The organism is Anaerobacillus sp. ABA4_114 (genome assembly GCF_056159065.1).
Genome location: NZ_JBSWUM010000001.1, coordinates 1687821 through 1705891 on the forward strand (window position 1 = coordinate 1687821; position 18071 = coordinate 1705891).

General features: G+C 41.2%; 19 protein-coding genes and 1 pseudogene. 19 read left to right on the forward strand and 1 reads right to left on the reverse strand.

The annotated features are described in order from the left end of the window. Window positions 1-18: 18 nt before the first annotated feature. From ACXAEY_RS08465 to ACXAEY_RS08480, 4 genes are all read left to right on the forward strand, one after another. Entirely contained in the window at window positions 19-1212 is a 1194-nt protein-coding gene (locus ACXAEY_RS08465; RefSeq protein ID WP_270179114.1) for a bifunctional 3,4-dihydroxy-2-butanone-4-phosphate synthase/GTP cyclohydrolase II, read from the forward strand. 34 nt (window positions 1213-1246) lie between these two features. Beyond that, window positions 1247-1717, forward strand: a complete 471-nt coding sequence (gene ribH, locus ACXAEY_RS08470; RefSeq protein WP_270180576.1) for a 6,7-dimethyl-8-ribityllumazine synthase — start codon at window positions 1247-1249, stop codon at window positions 1715-1717. 225 nt (window positions 1718-1942) lie between these two features. Next, window positions 1943-2314, forward strand: coding sequence for a GNAT family N-acetyltransferase (locus ACXAEY_RS08475; RefSeq protein WP_270180575.1), 372 nt, complete (start codon window positions 1943-1945; stop codon window positions 2312-2314). A gap of 138 nt (window positions 2315-2452) precedes the next feature. Further along, window positions 2453-3805: an IS1182 family transposase gene (locus ACXAEY_RS08480; protein ID WP_474811335.1), complete on the forward strand. Its 1353-nt coding sequence runs from the start codon at window positions 2453-2455 to the stop codon at window positions 3803-3805. Window positions 3806-3940: 135 nt separating this feature from the next. On the opposite strand, the pseudogene ACXAEY_RS08485 reads toward ACXAEY_RS08480, so the two are convergent. After that, a pseudogene (locus ACXAEY_RS08485) lies at window positions 3941-4453 on the reverse strand (DUF309 domain-containing protein); the annotation flags it as partial. A gap of 132 nt (window positions 4454-4585) precedes the next feature. Between ACXAEY_RS08485 and ACXAEY_RS08490 the strand changes: the two are divergent. The 15 genes from ACXAEY_RS08490 to ACXAEY_RS08560 all read left to right on the forward strand — a co-directional run bounded on the left by ACXAEY_RS08490 (window position 4586) and on the right by ACXAEY_RS08560 (window position 18021). Continuing rightward, a complete protein-coding gene (locus ACXAEY_RS08490) occupies window positions 4586-4738 on the forward strand; it encodes a hypothetical protein (RefSeq protein WP_270179112.1) in 153 nt (50 codons plus the stop codon). Window positions 4739-4845: 107 nt separating this feature from the next. Beyond that, entirely contained in the window at window positions 4846-5592 is a 747-nt protein-coding gene (locus ACXAEY_RS08495) for a segregation/condensation protein A (protein ID WP_474811337.1), read from the forward strand. Next, window positions 5592-6170, forward strand: a complete 579-nt coding sequence (gene scpB / locus ACXAEY_RS08500; protein ID WP_270179110.1) for an SMC-Scp complex subunit ScpB — start codon at window positions 5592-5594, stop codon at window positions 6168-6170. Before ACXAEY_RS08495 ends, scpB begins: the two co-directional genes overlap by 1 nt. Before the next feature lie 24 nt (window positions 6171-6194). Continuing rightward, complete coding sequence (locus ACXAEY_RS08505) at window positions 6195-6530, forward strand: hypothetical protein (protein ID WP_474811340.1); 336 nt, start codon at window positions 6195-6197, stop codon at window positions 6528-6530. 113 nt (window positions 6531-6643) lie between these two features. Beyond that, entirely contained in the window at window positions 6644-7735 is a 1092-nt protein-coding gene (locus ACXAEY_RS08510) for a type III polyketide synthase (RefSeq protein WP_474811342.1), read from the forward strand. After that, the gene (locus tag ACXAEY_RS08515; RefSeq protein ID WP_474811344.1) at window positions 7732-8268 is read left to right on the forward strand and encodes an isoprenylcysteine carboxyl methyltransferase family protein; all 537 of its coding nucleotides are present in this window, start codon (window positions 7732-7734) and stop codon (window positions 8266-8268) included. The genes ACXAEY_RS08510 and ACXAEY_RS08515 overlap by 4 nt, the downstream gene beginning before the upstream one ends. Before the next feature lie 65 nt (window positions 8269-8333). After that, complete coding sequence (locus ACXAEY_RS08520; RefSeq protein ID WP_270179107.1) at window positions 8334-9494, forward strand: D-alanyl-D-alanine carboxypeptidase family protein; 1161 nt, start codon at window positions 8334-8336, stop codon at window positions 9492-9494. Continuing rightward, window positions 9487-10059: a nucleoside recognition domain-containing protein gene (locus ACXAEY_RS08525; protein ID WP_270179106.1), complete on the forward strand. Its 573-nt coding sequence runs from the start codon at window positions 9487-9489 to the stop codon at window positions 10057-10059. Before ACXAEY_RS08520 ends, ACXAEY_RS08525 begins: the two co-directional genes overlap by 8 nt. Before the next feature lie 12 nt (window positions 10060-10071). Next, a complete protein-coding gene (locus ACXAEY_RS08530; RefSeq protein ID WP_270180573.1) occupies window positions 10072-10590 on the forward strand; it encodes a spore maturation protein in 519 nt (172 codons plus the stop codon). 566 nt (window positions 10591-11156) lie between these two features. Continuing rightward, window positions 11157-11891: a pseudouridine synthase gene (locus ACXAEY_RS08535; protein WP_270179105.1), complete on the forward strand. Its 735-nt coding sequence runs from the start codon at window positions 11157-11159 to the stop codon at window positions 11889-11891. 69 nt (window positions 11892-11960) lie between these two features. Beyond that, on the forward strand, window positions 11961-12488 hold the full coding sequence (resA, locus tag ACXAEY_RS08540) for a thiol-disulfide oxidoreductase ResA (RefSeq protein WP_270179104.1): 528 nt from the start codon (window positions 11961-11963) through the stop codon (window positions 12486-12488). 12 nt (window positions 12489-12500) lie between these two features. Further along, window positions 12501-14123 carry a cytochrome c biogenesis protein ResB gene (gene resB, locus ACXAEY_RS08545; protein WP_474811348.1) on the forward strand — a complete coding sequence of 541 codons (1623 nt, stop codon included), beginning with the start codon at window positions 12501-12503 and terminating at the stop codon, window positions 14121-14123. A gap of 30 nt (window positions 14124-14153) precedes the next feature. Beyond that, a complete protein-coding gene (gene ccsB / locus ACXAEY_RS08550; protein WP_270179102.1) occupies window positions 14154-15353 on the forward strand; it encodes a c-type cytochrome biogenesis protein CcsB in 1200 nt (399 codons plus the stop codon). 182 nt (window positions 15354-15535) lie between these two features. After that, window positions 15536-16252 (forward strand): response regulator, encoded by a 717-nt coding sequence (locus ACXAEY_RS08555; protein ID WP_270179101.1) that lies wholly within the window; start codon window positions 15536-15538, stop codon window positions 16250-16252. Beyond that, window positions 16252-18021 carry an ATP-binding protein gene (locus ACXAEY_RS08560; RefSeq protein WP_270179100.1) on the forward strand — a complete coding sequence of 590 codons (1770 nt, stop codon included), beginning with the start codon at window positions 16252-16254 and terminating at the stop codon, window positions 18019-18021. The genes ACXAEY_RS08555 and ACXAEY_RS08560 overlap by 1 nt, the downstream gene beginning before the upstream one ends. Window positions 18022-18071: the final 50 nt, after the last annotated feature.

The window sequence follows — 18071 nt, forward strand, 5'->3', positions numbered from 1 at the left end:
GAAGAGGGAGGGATTGGTATGTTTCATACGATTGAAGAAGCGATTTATGATCTAATGCAAGGAAAAATGGTAATCGTTTGTGATGATGAGGACCGTGAAAACGAAGGGGATTTTATCGCTTTAGCAGATAAGGTCACACCTGAAACGATTAATTTTATGATTACAGTTGGACGAGGGCTTGTTTGTACACCCATCACAGAAGATAGGGCAAAAAAGCTACAGCTGAATCCGATGGTGGATCATAATACAGACTCTCATGGCACTGCATTTACAGTAAGCGTTGATCATGTAAGTACAACGACTGGTATTTCTGCATCGGAAAGAGCTGCAACTATAAAAGCGTTAATTGATGATCAATCTAAACCTTCAGACTTTAATCGACCTGGTCATATTTTCCCATTAGTGGCAAAGGATGGCGGGGTGTTAAGGCGTGCAGGGCATACTGAAGCGGCGATCGACCTTGCAAAGTTAGCAGGATCAGAACCTGCAGGGGTGATTTGCGAAATCATTAAAGAGAATGGTGAGATGGCACGTGTGCCGGATTTAGCCAAGTTATCAAAAGAACACGATATGAAAATGATTACGATCAAAGATCTCATTCACTATCGAAATCGTAAAGATAACCTCATCAAGCGAGAAGTTGAGATAGAAATGCCTACTGAATACGGCTCATTTCGAGCGATCGGCTATTCCAATATTTTGGACCAAAAAGAACATGTTGCACTTGTAAAAGGCGAGATTCTTCCTGATGAAGCTACCTTAGTAAGAGTGCACTCGGAATGTTTAACAGGTGACGTGTTCGGCTCATTTCGCTGTGATTGCGGTCCGCAATTACATGCTGCGCTCTCTCAGATCGAGAAAGAAGGGCATGGCGTGTTACTCTATATGCGCCAAGAGGGAAGAGGAATAGGACTTCTCAATAAAATGAAGGCGTACAAGCTTCAAGAAGAAGGGTATGACACCGTAGAAGCCAATGAGAAGCTCGGCTTCAAACCAGACTTGAGAGATTATGGGATCGGTGCTCAGATACTTCGTGATTTAGGGATCTCTAACATGAAGCTACTAACGAACAATCCGCGAAAAATCGCAGGCTTAAAAGGATATGGTCTCGAAGTCCAAGATCGTGTTCCACTTCAGATGGCATCGAGGATGGAGAACGAACGATATTTGAAAACAAAGCATAGTAAGCTTGGACATATGCTGCACTTCTAAAACAAAAATAAACCAAACAGGGAGGATATTAATGATGGGTCATTTATATGAAGGCAATTTAGTTGCATCTGGTTTAAAAGTAGGTATTGTAGTAGGAAGATTTAACGAATTTATTACGAGCAAGTTGCTTGGTGGAGCTGAGGATGCCTTAAAAAGGCACGGCATATCAGAAAATGATATCGATGTAGCGTGGGTTCCCGGAGCATTTGAAATACCATTTGCTGCTAAGAAGATGGTCGATACAGGTCGGTATGATGCTGTGATCACCCTTGGAACGGTGATCAGAGGTGCAACGCCTCACTTCGACTATGTTTGTAGTGAAGTTGCAAAAGGCGTTTCAAATTTAACGCTTCAGAGCGGCGTGCCAGTCATCTTTGGAGTGTTGACTACCAACACGATCGAACAAGCTGTAGAGCGTGCAGGAACGAAAGCTGGTAACAAAGGTTGGGAAGCTGCTGCAGCTGCGATTGAGATGGCGAATTTATCAAAATCATTTGAAAGTTGATTAATAGGAGATTTTTGGCTATGATTGTGGTGATGTTTAACAATCCGACAAGGGAGTCATGCAAGTGAAGGGTAAAAAACAAGAGAAGTGGCTGATCCGTATGTGTGTACTGATCGCTGTAATCATGCTCTTTGCGCTTGTGCGAAGACTTGTATGAACACTTCATCGTATGATTGAATATGGTAATAAACAGAACGCCAAGAATTTCTTTAATGAGGGATAATGATGTTAATTCGATATAAAAAAGCTCATGAAAAGATCGCAATGGGACTTTTGAGCTTTATGCCAAATGAAAAAGAAATAAAGAAGCTTCAGCAGTCCATCAAAGATTATGAAGATATGGACTCAAGACAGCTCTATCTGTGGAAAGATGAGGATATCATCGGACTATTGGGTATTGAGTGGATCAGTGATACCGAAGTTGAACTGAAAGACATTAGTGTCAACCCTTCTCACCGTCACCAGGGAATCGGTAAACAAATGGTTGAGGCTCTATGTGAGATCCTAACTGATGATGTTGATATTAAAGGGAATGAGTTTACAGGAACATTCTTTGAGAGATGTCATCTTGAGGGAAATATCAATATATCTAATTAAAAAAGGAACGGCTCAGCCGTTCCTTCAGGCTGTCGAGAAAGTCTCGACAGCCTGTTTTTTTGTTTTTTTCTCTTTCTCCCTCATTTCGCTCTCTCGTTTGTTACCCTATAGATAGATTCTTTTTAGGCGGTGATTTCATTGTTTCAATCTAAAAAAGCGCGACAAAACGAATTAGAAATGGTAACGATTGATGAATTAGTCCCTGAAAACCACTTACTTCGCAAAATTGATCACTACATAGACTTTTCCTTTATTCCAGAGAAAGTACGTCCCTACTATTGTGAAGACAACGGACGTCCCTCGCTAGATCCTCTAGTGCTGTTCAAGATGATGATTATCGGTTACATCTATGGCATTCGGTCCGAACGAGAATTGGAACGTCAAATTCAAACCAATGTCGCTTATCGTTGGTTTCTCGGATTGAACCTTACAGACACTGTGCCTCATCACTCCACGATCAGCTGGAATCGGCGAATGAGATTCCATGAGACGGATATCTTCCAAGAGGTCTTCGATGAAATCGTTCATCAGGCGATGAACCACCGTATGGTTTCAGGGCGTGTGCTTTATACAGATTCAACCCACTTGAAAGCCAACGCCAATAAGAAGAAGTTTTCTAGAAAAGAAATCAACGTTGAAACGGTAGACTACATTGAAGAGTTGAATGAAGCCGTGGAACAGGATCGGACTGATCATGGAAAAAAGCCTCTAAAAGAAAAGAAGGAGGTGAATAAGACGAAAGAAATCAAAGTCAGTGACACAGATCCAGAGAGTGGCTATTTGTATCGAGAACACAAGCCTGAAGGGTTCTTTTACTTGGATCATCGCACGACAGATATGAAATTTAACATCATCACAGACGTTCATATTACCCCAGGTAATATTCATGATTCCAAGCCTTATTTACAACGATTAGACCGACAGATGAAACGATTTGGATTTAACGTTGAAGCTGTAGGCTTAGATGCCGGTTACTTGACCACGCCAATATGTCATGGATTAGAACAACGAAATGTGTTTGGGGTGATTGCCCACCGTCGTTATAAATCCAGAAAAGGAATAATGCCGAAATGGAAATATACATACGATGAAAACGTAGACCAGTATGTCTGTCCGCAGGGTGAATCATTAACATACGCGACAACCGATCGAGAAGGCTATCGTCACTATAAATCTGACCCAACTATATGTAAGGCCTGTCCACTGTTAGCCCAGTGTACGCAAAATCATAAACATCAGAAAACCATCACCCGACATGTGTGGGAAAGTGCGAAAGAACAAGTTCGGGAGAACCGGCTTTCCAATGAGGGAAAGTGGATATATCGCATGAGAAAAGAGAAAGTCGAGCGTAGCTTCGCAGATTCAAAAGAACTGCATGGGCTGCGTTATTGTCGTTTGCGAGGAAAACAAAAAGTTCGCGAACAAGCGTTACTAACAGCTGCCTGTCAGAACATGAAGAAGATTGCCCTTCACCTAGACCGGATGAGCTAGGTGAAGGAGAGTTTTTTTCATTTGGATATCACCAAACCAAAAAACACAGGCCAAAAAAAGAAAGACAAAAGAAAAAGCTTGTAGAGGAACCGGGGGTTCCTCTACAAGCTGAAGGAACGGCTCAGCCGTTCCTTTTTCTTTACGAATTTGGATTTGTTGATCTCGTTCTTCGAGTACCTCTGTTCGATCTCGTTTCGTGTGTTTATGGACGATATATTCGTTCGTTAAATCACTTGGAGATCCATATACGCAGCCTACTTCCGTACAGCGTGCATCACAAAGCTCGAGAAGTTCTGGGCTTGTTATCGGGAGGTCTATACTTTCGTATGGTGCGTTTTTTTCAATGAGTTCGATCTGTTTTGTCAGCTTAACGATAAGGGCATCTACTTCTAGTGAAAGCTGTTCGAGAGCTTTTCTTTCCTCTAAAGCAATTTTCTTTGCATTTGTGAGCATGCGTTTAGCTCCGGCAACGTTTCCCCTTCGATGATGATATAAACCGACCGCAATTTGAATAAGACCGACCCAGTGGGGTTTTCGCTCACCACGAGGATCTTCTTTCCAGTGTTCTTCTAATATTTCGTGGCATTCAAAATAATCTCGCAAACCGTGAAAATGCACTAAATAATCAATATAAGCTTTTGGATACATGTCATTTCCTCCAATTCCCTTGTAGTTTAGCACATGATGAAAGCACTTTAAAAGTGAATGGGATACCTGGTCATGTAGCATAATAAGACCGGTTCATCTTATTGAACTAAAACGAAATCGGGAGTGGCCATTATGGGCAAGAGAAGCAATATGATGCCTTTATTAACAGCGGTTAGTGTTGGGGCTGCATTGTACAGTGTGTACCAAAATCGCCAGCCCAAAAAAGGAAATACAGAGGATGTTTCAACGATGATCAGCTCAGTCCTCGGTCAACAAAAGCAATGATAGATCGGGCATTCGCCCGGTCTTTATTTGTATTTTCCTAAGTCGGTACACGGATTCAGTGTGATATAATCGGTTTATTAGATGGTATATAAAAGGAAGATGAATTTATGAAACACTATAATGTTAAGGTGGATGCTTTCGAAGGTCCCTTAGATTTATTGTTACATTTGATCAATAAGTATGAAGTAGATATTTATGACATACCCGTTTCAGAAATCACTGATCAATATTTAACATATATACATACGATGCAAGAACTAGAGCTCGACATTGCGAGTGAATATCTTGTAATGGCCGCAACTCTTCTCGCTATTAAAAGCAAAATGCTTTTACCCCAACGAGAAGAAGAGCTTTTTGAAGAAGATGCAGAACTTGATGAAGATCCCCGTGATGAGCTGGTTCAGCGACTTGTCGAATACCGGAAATATAAAGAAGCTGCAGATGAGTTAAAGAAAAAAGAAAGCAGTCGAAGCTTATTATATACTCGTCCACCAGCTGATATGACTGAATATAGCCGCGAAGATTCAAACACATCGATCGGAGATGTTACGCTTTATGATATGCTTGCAGCTTTTCAAAAAATGTCGCGAAGAGTGAAAGAGAAAAAGCCTAAAAGAACGACGATTAAAACCGAAGAGATCCCAATAGAGGACCGAATGAGCGAGATCAAGGAGCAGCTGAAAGGTGGAAAACGAAAGCGATTTACGGATCTATTTACCGAACAGGAAAAGGGTCCTATGATCGTTACGTTTCTAGCGATATTAGAACTTATGAAAACAAGGTATGTGAGCTGTGAACAAGAAGGAAACTTCGGTGAAATTATGATTTTTGAGTGTGAAAGGAAGGCAATGTAGTGTCGAACGAAGAAATAAAAAGTATCATCGAAAGTCTCCTGTTTGTAGTAGGAGACGAAGGAATCGATCTGAAGAGCTTATCTGAAACGATTTCGATCGATGAAAAGAATGTGTTAGAAGCAATAAACGAATTGCAGGAAGAATATATTGAGAAGGAAAGAGGTTTTCAAATCGTTTTTCTTGGAGGAAGCTATCAGCTAACTACGAACTCAAAGAATGCTTCTTACATTGAAAAAATGGTTGAGGATCCTAAGAACCAATCCATATCGCAAGCAGCACTTGAAACGCTAGCTATCATCGCATATAAGCAGCCGATCACAAGAGTAGAGGTAGAGGAAATACGGGGGGTAAAGACCGATAAGCCTCTTCAAACGTTAATGAGTAAACTTCTGATTAAAGAAGTTGGCCGAGCTGAAAAGACAGGTAGGGCAATTCTTTATGGGACGACAAGAGAGTTTCTGTTTCATTTTGGTTTGAGCGCGATTGAAGACCTTCCACCATTACCAGATGGGGAAGATCAGGGAGAAGATGATGAAGCAGATTTATTTTTCGAGAAGTTTCAAGAAATTCCTGACTGACCATATGAATCGGAGGGGGTATCTATGCAAATTAAACACATTGTAGGTGGAGAGTTAGAGAAGGAACGTTCAAATTCACCAGAGGATGCTTTTTCGAGGATGACGGTTACATATGAATCAAATGGAGCTGAAAAGAATTTCTCAGTCTTGTACCCAACTGTATTTGAGAGTAAAGTGATCGAAGAAGAAATTTTAGGAGGAGAATCCTTTTTAAAAGAAAAGATCGCACTTTGCTTTTTTGAGCGATACCCAGAACGAAAGCGACTTTATATTAGTGATGCCGATGAGTTCATCGATGTCATAAAAAGTAGTGATTTAGAAGGGATACAATCTTCGCTAAATCGTATAAAACAGAAGTGATAAGACAAATGAGGTGCTCAATGATGAGTACCTCATTTTTGTGTAACTTTTTAGAATAATAACTACCAATAAATCTCAAAATAAACGAAAAGATCGTTGAAGGAGTCGGTATGATGATTCTATCGATAGGAAGACACCTTCCTCCCAATCGTTTAGGTCAAGATGAAGCAATAACATTTGCAAGAGATCAGTTTGGTAGTCATTTTAAAGATATAGACAGGCTCTTACCTGCTTTTCAAAGCGCGGAGATCGACTCGAGGTATTTTGCGATGCCTGTGGAGTGGTATAAGGGAGGGCCTACTTTTGAGGAGAAGAATGAAAAGTATATCACCCTTTCTGTTGATTATGCCTCTAAGGCGATCCTAGACTGTTTAGAAAACTCGTATTACCTTGAATCGAAGGTGGACTGTAGTGAGGTAGATGCTATTTTCTTCATTTCTACCACTGGGATTTCGACTCCAAGTATTGAAGCTAGATTGATGAACGTTCTTCCTTTTTCTTCTCATACAAAACGAATCCCGATATGGGGGTTGGGATGTGCAGGTGGTGCTGCGGGATTATCAAGAGCGCATGATTACTGTCTAGCTCACCCAGAAAAGACCGTTATCGTCGTGAACGTGGAACTTTGTAGTTTAACGTTTCAGCATGGTGACTATTCGAAAAGTAACTTGATTGGAACAGCCCTTTTTGCAGACGGTACCTCATGTGTACTTCTATGTGGGAATAACTCTCCACTTCTAAAACGATCGAAATTAGCTTGTCTACCAGTCATCCGTACAACATACTCTACATTGATGAAAGACTCTGAAGACGTGATGGGGTGGGACGTGAGTAATCAAGGATTACACGTCGTTTTTTCAAAATCGATCCCTTCTATCGTTTCTAAGTGGCTTGAGCCGAACGTGAAAGAGTTCCTTACATTAAACAATGTTGAAAACATCGATTATTTTATCGCGCATCCAGGAGGAACGAAAGTATTAGCTGCTTATGAAGAGGCCTTAGGCATGGACCGGTCCAAAACAGCTAATTCAAGGTCCATATTAAGAGAATTTGGAAACATGAGCTCAGTAACCGTTATCTTTGTATTAGATTTGTTTTTACGTGAAGAATGTACAGTTGGAGCGACAGGGTTGATGGCAGCATTGGGGCCAGGCTTTTGTTCTGAATTACTACTATTGGAGTGGGAGGAAGTGCGTTCGGCATGACGATTGTGTTTACTGTTTTCTTTCTATTGATCGTTGGGCAGCGGCTTGCAGAGCTGATGGTTGCAAAGAGGAATGAAAGATGGATGAAAGATAAGGGAGCCTTCGAAGCTGGGAAGGAGCACTACAAATTCATCGTTATGCTTCATGTTGCTTTTCTAGCGGCGTTTTTTGTTGAGGGAGCGATAAGAGGGTTTCAGCTTTCTTCTGTGTGGACAATCATGCTCACGATTTTTATCATCACTCAATTACTTAGAGTTTGGACGATAAAAAGTCTAGGGAGATTTTGGAATACTAAGATCATTGTACTTCCAGACGCAAATGTTGTTACAAAGGGGCCATACAAGTTTATTAGACATCCAAATTATCTTATTGTTGTGATTGAAATCATCGCATTGCCCCTTATCTTTTCATCCTATATAACAGCGTTGTTATTCACAGTTTTAAATGCATTCTTACTCCTTAAAATAAGGATACCAGCTGAGGAATTTGCATTAAGGAAAGCCACGGATTTCGGACGTTTAAATAATAAATGATAATCATATCCACGTTCTGTCGTTCATAGACTTGTACAAATACGGAGTCAGGGGACGTGGAAGTCATGAACAAGTTGTTACGTTCGAAAGTAAGCATCGTTATACTAATCATCACCTTATTGTTCCTTTTGATCCCTGAGAATGTTTTTGCAAAAGGCGTGAGCGTGTCAGCGCGTAGTGCAATATTAATGGAACAAGATACAGGACGGATATTATACGAGAAAGATGCCTATACACAGAGAAGGATTGCAAGTATCACCAAGATTATGACTGCGATATTAGCGATAGAGTCTGGAAAGATGAATGAGAATGTAGAGGTTAGTTCCCGTGCATCAGGCACAGAAGGGTCTTCACTTTATTTAAAACCTGGAGAGAAAATATCCCTCGAGAACCTTGTATATGGATTGATGCTGCGTTCTGGAAACGATGCAGCTGTGGCGATTGCTGAGGAAGTGGGAGGGAGCCTTGAAGGGTTTGTGCGATTGATGAATTACAAGGCAGAAGAAATCGGAATGACGAAGACAGTCTTTGCCAATCCGCATGGCCTTGATGACCATGAAGAGCACTATTCAACTGCTTATGATATGGCGCTTCTTACCCAATATGCCATGAACAATGAAATGTATCGAATCATATCGAGTACAGAAGTTCATAGAGCACCGAATGAAAATGAAAGCTGGGATTACGTTTGGAGAAACAAAAATAAGTTAGTAACGGGTCTCTATAGCGACTCGACCGGAGGGAAGACGGGGTATACGAAAAGAGCGAAACGGACGCTCGTTTCCACGGCTGAGCGCGATGGTATGTCGTTAATAGCGGTTACGCTCGATGCACCATCCGATTGGAACGATCATATCGGAATGTTTAACTGGGGTTATCAGAATTATGAACTCACTACATTAGCAGAAAAAGGTTTCCTTGATGAAGTGAAAAAGGAACCGTATAAAGGAAAGGTTAAATTACACCGTGATCTAGTTTATCCATTGACTAAGAACGAGAGGAAAGAAATCGAATCAAGTATCCGACTGGCAAAACCACCAGAGAAGAAATCATGGGATGACCCTGAATCATTTCAAGATCCAGTTGGTATTTATAAAATAAGCTTAGATGACAAAGTAATCGTCAAAGCACCTCTAACATACGAAAGTGAAACGGAAAGCAAAGGGTTTTGGGGTTTCTTTAAAAAGCTGTTTTCACTAGATATTAAGCGTGATCTATATGGTTAACTTGATATGGGTGGGCCTTTTCGTGCTTAGTATTCTTTATGCGATGTTTAACGGCACTATGGAAGAAGTGAACAAAGCCATTTTTAGCGGTGCGGAAGAAGCTGTAGCTGTTTGTATCGGATTGTTAAGCGTCCTGGTTTTCTGGCTCGGGCTAATGAGGATCGCACAAAACGCTGGCCTCTTAGTGAGTTTATCGAACGTTTTCAAACCGATCGTTTCGAAGCTATTTCCGGAAGTTCCTCCAGATCACCCAGCTATGGGCTATATCTTATCGAATATGATCGCAAACATGTTCGGACTTGGAAATGCTGCAACACCTATGGGCATCAAAGCGATGGAAGAGCTTAAGAAATTAAATCACATGAGAGATAGCGCTTCTCGATCGATGGTAACGTTACTAGCCTTAAATACTTCTAGTCTTACATTGATTCCTACTAGTGTAATAGCGATTCGAATGAAGTATGGCTCCATATCACCTGCCGAAATAATAGGAACGACAATTGCGGCTACCGTTTGTTCAACGATAGGCGCAATTATCATCGATCGCATGTTCAATAGGAGATAAGGGGGAGATGATCTGAATATCTCGATCTGGATTATCCCTATATTAATTGCGTTTGTTCTTGTTTATGGAACGTTAAAAAGAGTCCCTACTTACGAATCATTTGTAGAAGGTGGGAAAGAAGGGCTTTCGATTGCGATCTCCATCGTCCCTTATCTAATCGGAATGATGGTTGCAATCTCAGTTTTTAGAGCGTCTGGCGCCATGGCGTTTGTGAGCGACATGTTAAAAGCTCCCCTCGATATGATCGGTGTTCCAACAGAAATCGTCCCTCTAGCTCTCATTCGCCCGATTTCTGGGACAGGTGCTCTAGCGATGACGACAGACATCATAAGAACATACGGACCAGATTCATTTATTGGAAGGTTAGCGTCGACGATGCAAGGAAGTACTGATACAACCCTATACATCCTTACCGTTTACTTTGGTGCAGTTGGAATAAAACGAATGGGGAATGCCTTAAAAGTAGGGTTGCTTGCAGACTTAGTCGGAATCATCGCAGCAATCGTTTTTGTCACGATCGTCTTTGGTTAAGAGTCTCTTAAATAAAACATACCTTTAGGATATTGTGGATCCTAAACGCAATGGAACACATCTTGCTTTCCTGTGGACGAACGTCAGGGTCTCCTGCAAAATAGTCCGAGCTTCCAGCGCACGTTAGAACATGGGAGAGATGTCACTCCTACTAGTTTACATTTATATCAACTAGTACTTTCCGATCTTATATGCCATTATTTATTGGTGTCACATCAGGTTATTTTTTCTATGAATTTGAACATCCTTATGCGGATTGGAGCGGAAGGATGCTCGACTCCTGCGGGATCAGCGGGACAGGTGAGATCCCACAGGAGCGTAAGCGACGAGGAAGCTCACCGCCCGCCCCGCGGAAAGCGAGCATCCTGTAGCGGAAATCTCACAATATTCATGGTAAATAGCTCTTAAAGCTTTCTCGACAGTTTGTGAGTCTCTTTCATCAAGAGACTCTTTTTGCATTTTAAATGGTTGGTTAAGATGCGAATTGCCTATAATGAATGATAGAATGAATCTGTACTTGAGGTTTCGTTAACACAAGAGTATGATGTTTTAGTGAGGTGAATGATATGGAACGTTTACAGAAGGTAATCGCACAAGCTGGAGTTACATCTAGACGAAAAGCAGAAACATTGATTGAAGAAGGCAGAGTGAAGGTGAACGGAAAGCTTGTTACAGAGCTAGGAACGAAAGTAAAAGACAGTGACAAAATAGAAGTGGACGGAATTCCGGTGTATCGTGAACAGCCGGTTTATTTTTTGTTTTATAAACCAACTGGAGTCATTTCTACAGTAGAAGACGACAAAGGAAGAAAAGCCGTTACGGATTATTTTCATCATATCGAGCAGCGTGTTTTCCCTGTTGGCAGGTTGGATTATGACACTTCAGGTGCGCTACTCTTAACAAATGATGGAGACTTTGCAAATAAGCTTATGCATCCAAGTTACAAAATCGACAAAGTCTACGTGGTAAAAGTGAAAGGAATCGTCACAAAAGAGGTTATTCAAAAGCTACAGAACGGTGTACATCTTGAAGATGGGAAAACCTCTAAATCACAAGCAAGAATTCTATCGATCGATAAGCAAAAACAAAAATCAATCGTAGAAATCACGATTCATGAAGGTAAAAATCGCCAGGTGAGAAGAATGTTTGAAGCGTTAGGATTCCCTGTTCAGAAGCTAAAGCGCGAAAGATATGGCTTTTTAGAATTAACTGGGCTTAATTCTGGGGAATACCGTGAGCTTAAACCATACGAGGTCAAGCAGCTTCGTAACGAGGCTGTCACACAAAAGTCAAAAAAATAGTCATTCGTATTCCAGACAGCACGTTATAGTAAAAGTAGTATTGTTTTGTTTGATTGGAGTTGGTGTGAAATGAAGAAAAAAAACCGGCTCGTTGTCCGAACGGTGATTCTGGCTGCTGTATTACTAGCAGTCGGATATACGTTCTATACGAACTTTTTCGCGAATGATAGCGGTGTCGTTCAAGCGGGCGATCAAGCTCCTAACTTTATTCTTTCTGATTTAGAAGGAAATGAAGTGGAGTTGAAGGATTATAGAGGAAAAGGGGTTTTCCTGAATTTCTGGGCAACGTACTGTGAGCCATGTAAAGATGAAATGCCAGCGATGGACAAGAAGTATAAAGAATACAAGGAAAAAGGAGTAGAAATTCTGGCAGTGAATGTTTCAGAACCGAAGCTTACTGCAAAGAGTTTTGTTGATCGCTATAAGCTTAGTTTTCCAGTACTTCTTGATAAAGGAAACGACGTAACAAATCATTATGGGGTTGGACCAATTCCGGTTACATTCTTAATCGATAAAGACGGTAAAGTGATACAGAAGACAGAAGCCAGTTTATCTGAAGAAGTGATCGATGAGTATATGAAGCGAATCCAACCGTAACGGGGTGTTCGAATGAGTAACAAAACGATTACCTGTGAATGCGGACACGTGAACCCTTATGGAACTGAAATATGTGAGGCATGTGGGAAGCCGCTTCAAGGAGACTTAGAATCAAAGAAACTTCTAAATATGAGATATGAAGGAAGTGCGAGAAGATCTCAAACCTATAAAACAACCATTGTCGACAAGGTTTGGAACTTCTTTTCTTCTGTTAAGGTAGGGATATGGATCATCGTGCTGCTGTTAGTTGCTTCAGCGCTTGGAACGATATTCCCTCAAGAAATGTACATACCTCCTCTTTCTGACCCATCTGAGTACTATCGAGACCAATACGGCATCCCAGGTCAATTGTTTTATGATTTAGGCTTTCATAATCTTTATGGTTCCTGGTGGTATATGCTCCTCATTGCTGCTTTAGGTCTATCGTTGATCGTCGCAAGTCTTGACCGTTTCGTTCCTTTGTATCGCTCGTTGAGAAAACAACGGACGATCCGTCACGAAAGCTTTATGAAGCGTCAGAAGTACTTTGGTATTACCAACATAGAAGGTGATAAGCCGAGTCTTTCTAAGGTGAAGGAAGTGCTTCAGAACAAGAGGTACAATGTTAGAGAAGAAGATGGTCACCTTTTTGCAGAGAAAAATAGATTCTCTCGATGGGGTCCTTATGTAAATCACATCGGGTTAATCATCTTTCTCATCGGAGGAATGCTTCGCTTCTTCCCTGGTATGTACGTGGATGAAGTTCTATGGATTAAAGAAGACGAAACGAGAAAAATCAAAGGTACAGAAGAAGCTTATTATTTAAAGAGCGACGGCTTCATACTAGAAACCTATGATAATAATGACGAGAAGTTTAAAGATGCGATCGAACAGTCTGGTCAGGAAGTTGTAGCTAAAAACTATCAAACAGATGCAGTTCTTTATAAGCAAGTTGGAGATAGAATTGCTGGAACAGAGCCAGAACTAGAGAAGGTAAAGGAACATCCAATTCAAGTAAACAGGCCACTGAAGTTTGATGACTATGCAATCTATCAAGTTGACTATAAGCTTAACGAACTGCAAAGCATGACCTTTACGTTAGATAAAAAAGAAACGGGTGAATCATTCGGCGAACTAACCATCGATTTATACAACCCTGAAGATGAGTATGCACTCGATGAGGGGTATCGAGTCGAAGTAATGGATTATTTTCCAGACTTTGAATTTAACGATAAAGGTGAGCCGACTACAAAATCAAAAATCCCTAATAACCCAGCATTCATTCTTCGGATGATCTCTCCAGAACATCCAGATGGTGAGGTTGCGTTTGTCGCTATCCGTCAAAACTTAGAGCCATTAGGTGAGAATGAATATAAGATGTCTTTCCAGAATGTTGATACGAAGAATGTATCTGGTCTCGTTGTCCGAAAAGACAACACGCTCTGGATTCTTGGTATCGGTGGAGCAATCTTTATGATCGGTGTTGTACAAGGAATGTACTGGAATCACCGCAGGATTTGGGTGCGTAGAAAAGATGATGAACTGTGGATTGCGTCTCATACGAATAAGAATTGGTATGGGCTAAGACGCGAACTTGAATCAATTACAGAACAAACGGGGATTGAGATGCCTCAAGATCAATCTGAACAAAAATAGCACCTCTATTACGAAGGGAGGCATGATGAGATGGCACAACTCAGCAGTAACTTGCTTTATATATCTTTCTTTATTTATTTTGCAGCAAGTCTTGTTTTCGCCATTTCACTGCTTGGAAAGAAATGGAGAAAGTCAGATGAAGAGACCCACGCTAAGAAGTGGGGACGTGGAGGATTCATCCTTTCGACCGTCGGCTTTCTATTTCAACTAGGATATTTTATTACAAGGTGGATTGCGGCAGGTCACGCGCCAGTCAGCAACCTCTTTGAGTTTACGACATTCTTTGGGATGACGATGGTATTTGCCTTCCTAATGATCTATGTCATTTATAAAAGTAACGTCATCGGTGTGTTCGCCATGCCGGTCGCTCTTATCATCATTGCTTACGCGAGTGTATTTCCTTCTGAAATTCAGCCACTCATACCTGCGTTACAAAGTAACTGGCTAAAGATTCATGTTACGACTGCAGCACTTGGGGAAGGAATTCTTGCGATCAGTTTTGCTGCAGGGCTCGTTTACCTGGTAAAAAAGGTGAACCAAGAAAAAGCAAGTAAGTCGACCTTTTGGCTTGAAGCAGTGATGTACACGCTGATCAGTACAATTGCATTCGTTATCATATCACTTAGTTTTGAAGCAGCGGGTTATTCATCTACTTATGATTTTGTAGATAACAACGATCAACCAGCTACCGTAGAGTACACCATTCCAACTCTTATAGGTCCAACAGATGCCACATATGTTAGTGGAAATGAATTCGGACCACTCGTTGATGCTCCTTCTTGGATGAAGGGTGAAAAAGCTGCTCAAAAACTCAATACATTAGTTTGGTCGATGCTTGGTGGTTTCGTTTTATATTGGATCATCCGTCTAATTCTAAGAAAGCGGATCGGAGCCGCTTTACAGCCTGCAGTTAAAAATGTAAACGAAGAACTTGTGGACGAAATTCAATATCGTGCAGTGGCGATTGGGTTCCCTGTTTTCACATTAGGAGCGCTCATCTTTGCAATGATCTGGGCACAAGTCGCATGGACGCGTTTCTGGGGCTGGGACCCTAAAGAAGTATGGGCACTCATTACATGGCTTTTTTATGCAGCATATCTACATCTTCGGCTCTCAAGAGGCTGGCAAGGAGAGAAGTCAGCCTGGCTTGCAGTAGTAGGATTTATCATCATTATGCTTAACCTAGTCGTTGTTAACCTGGTCATCTCAGGTCTTCATTCTTATGCATAATCTGAAAGCCTTCACAGAATGTGAAGGTTTTCTTTCATTAAATTAGGAATAATGATTAGTATGAGAAGGCAAAGAATGAAGCACAATGGCTGAAGGGTTGTATGCGGTTTCTTGATTAGTGGTCTCTAAAGCTGTGTGCGTGATAAAATAAGATAGAGTAGTACAAGTAGGAGGGAATCTTCTTGGAAAAAGACGCAAAAATATTAGTTGTAGATGATGAAGACCGTATTAGAAAACTGTTACGAATGTACTTAGAAAGAGAAAACTATGAAATTGAAGAAGCAGAGAACGGAGAGGCTGCTTTAGAGATAGCAACAGAAGACGATTTTGACCTTATTCTGCTGGATCTTATGCTACCAGGAATAGATGGAATTGAAGTTTGTGAACAGCTGCGTGAACATAAGGCTACGCCAGTGATCATGTTAACCGCAAAAGGTGAGGAAGCCAATCGTGTGCAAGGATTTGAAGTGGGTGCTGATGATTATATCACAAAACCTTTTAGTCCAAGAGAAGTTGTCTTACGTGTGAAGGCCCTTTTACGAAGGTCTTCAACAACGAAATTTTTACAAACTGAAACAACAACAAAAAACGTAATCGTCTTTCCGTATTTAACGATCGACCATGATGCACACCGTGTCTTAGCTGAAGATCAAATCATTAATCTTACACCAAAAGAATATGAGCTATTATATTTTCTAGCAAAAGCACCTGATAAAGTCTTTTCACGAGAAGATCTATTAAAAGATGTATGGAACTATGAATTCTTTGGTGATCTAAGAACGGTAGACACACATGTGAAACGTTTGAGAGAGAAATTAAACAAGGTATCCCCTAATGCAGCTGGAATGATTTCGACCGTTTGGGGAGTGGGTTACAAGTTCGAGGCAGCTAAAGACTAATGATCTGGAGAAGTGTTGTAGGGAAGCTATGGTTGACCATCATCCTTCTTGTGGCTTCCGTTTTATTTATCTTGACCATTCTATTGCTTCAGTTCTTCGAAGATTTTCATGTTGAAAAAGAAGCAGAAGAGATGGAAAGACTTGCGACGAAAGTGTCTTCCGTAATCGAAAATTACGATGATAGAAAAAAAGCTATGGATACGGCATGGGAAATTACAGATTTCTACCCAACTGGAGTAATGGTGATTGAAGATATAGAGGATCGCTCTACCATTCAATATTCACCTAATAGTCATGGACTACCAAACTTTCCACTACGTGTGTTCAAAGACGATCCAGTCCTTGAGGATGTATTTACAAACCAACGTACCGTCGTGAAACAAGGAGAGTTGGCAGCTGACTCTGTTTCAAGAAATGATTTGTTGATCGTAGGCGTTCCGATGCAAGTTGGAAGTCAAAACGGAGCGGTATTTCTTTATCAGTCTCTAGATGTTATAGCAGAAACAACGAGACAAGCTAGAAACTTGATCTACATCTCAGCAGGTATCGCTATTGTTCTCACAACCATATTTGCCTTTTTCTTATCGACCCGTATTACAGCACCCCTTAGGAAGATGAGAGAAGCCGCAACGCAGGTTGCAAAGGGGAAGTTCGATACGAAAGTTCCAATGGTTACTCACGATGAAATAGGAGAACTGTCAGTTGCCTTTAACCGTATGGGGAGGCAATTGAACAACTATGTAACGGCCTTAAATCAAGAAAAAGAACAGCTGTCTAGTATACTGAGTAGTATGGCTGACGGTGTTATTACATTTGATAAAACAGGAGCGATCTTAAGTACCAATCCTCCTGCAGAGAGGTTCTTGAAGGCGTGGTATTATGAGCAGGGTATGCAAGAAGAGCCTGGAAAAGAAGTCCCTGAAGATATCAATGAATTATTTAGTCTCGTGGTGATGCAAGAACGAGAACAGCTCACTGAAGTAGAGTTACAGGGGCGTAACTGGGTGATCGTGATGACACCACTTTATAATAAATCTGCAATCCGAGGCGCTGTGGCTGTCCTTCGAGATATGACAGAAGAGCGTCGTTTGGATAAGCTTAGAAAGGATTTTATCGCGAACGTTTCTCATGAATTAAGAACACCTATCGCGATGCTTCAAGGATACAGTGAAGCGATTGTCGATGACATCGCAAGCAGTGATGAGGAAAAGAAGGAAGTTGCTCAAATCATCTATGATGAATCGTTAAGGATGGGGCGTCTTGTTAATGAGCTTCTCGACCTTGCTAGAATGGAAGCTGGCCATACTGAGCTTCATTATAGTGAGATCAACCTTTACGATTTTGGTCAGCGGATTTTGAGGAAGTTCCAAGGTCCAGCCCGAGAGAGAGAGGTTGGCTTGCATTATTATGTATCAGACCACGATCATACACTTTCAATTGACGCGGACCGAATCGAACAAGTCTTAACCAATTTACTAGACAATGCAGTGAGACATACACCGAAAGAGGGAGAAGTCAGCTTGATCATTACGGTTCAACGTAACGGTGTACAGTTCGATGTGAAAGATACAGGATCAGGTATTCCTGAAGTGGACCTTCCATTTGTGTTCGAAAGATTTTACAAAGCAGATAAAGCTAGAACGAGAGGACGCTCAGGAACCGGGCTCGGCCTTGCGATCGCACGCAATATTGTAGAAGCCCACCGAGGTCAAATTTCTGTCCATAGTAAAGATGGTGAGGGAACGACATTCTCATTCTTTTTACCTTAAGTTGTCTAGAGCCTTCATTTTGGAGGCTCTTTTTCTATTCTACTTCCCTT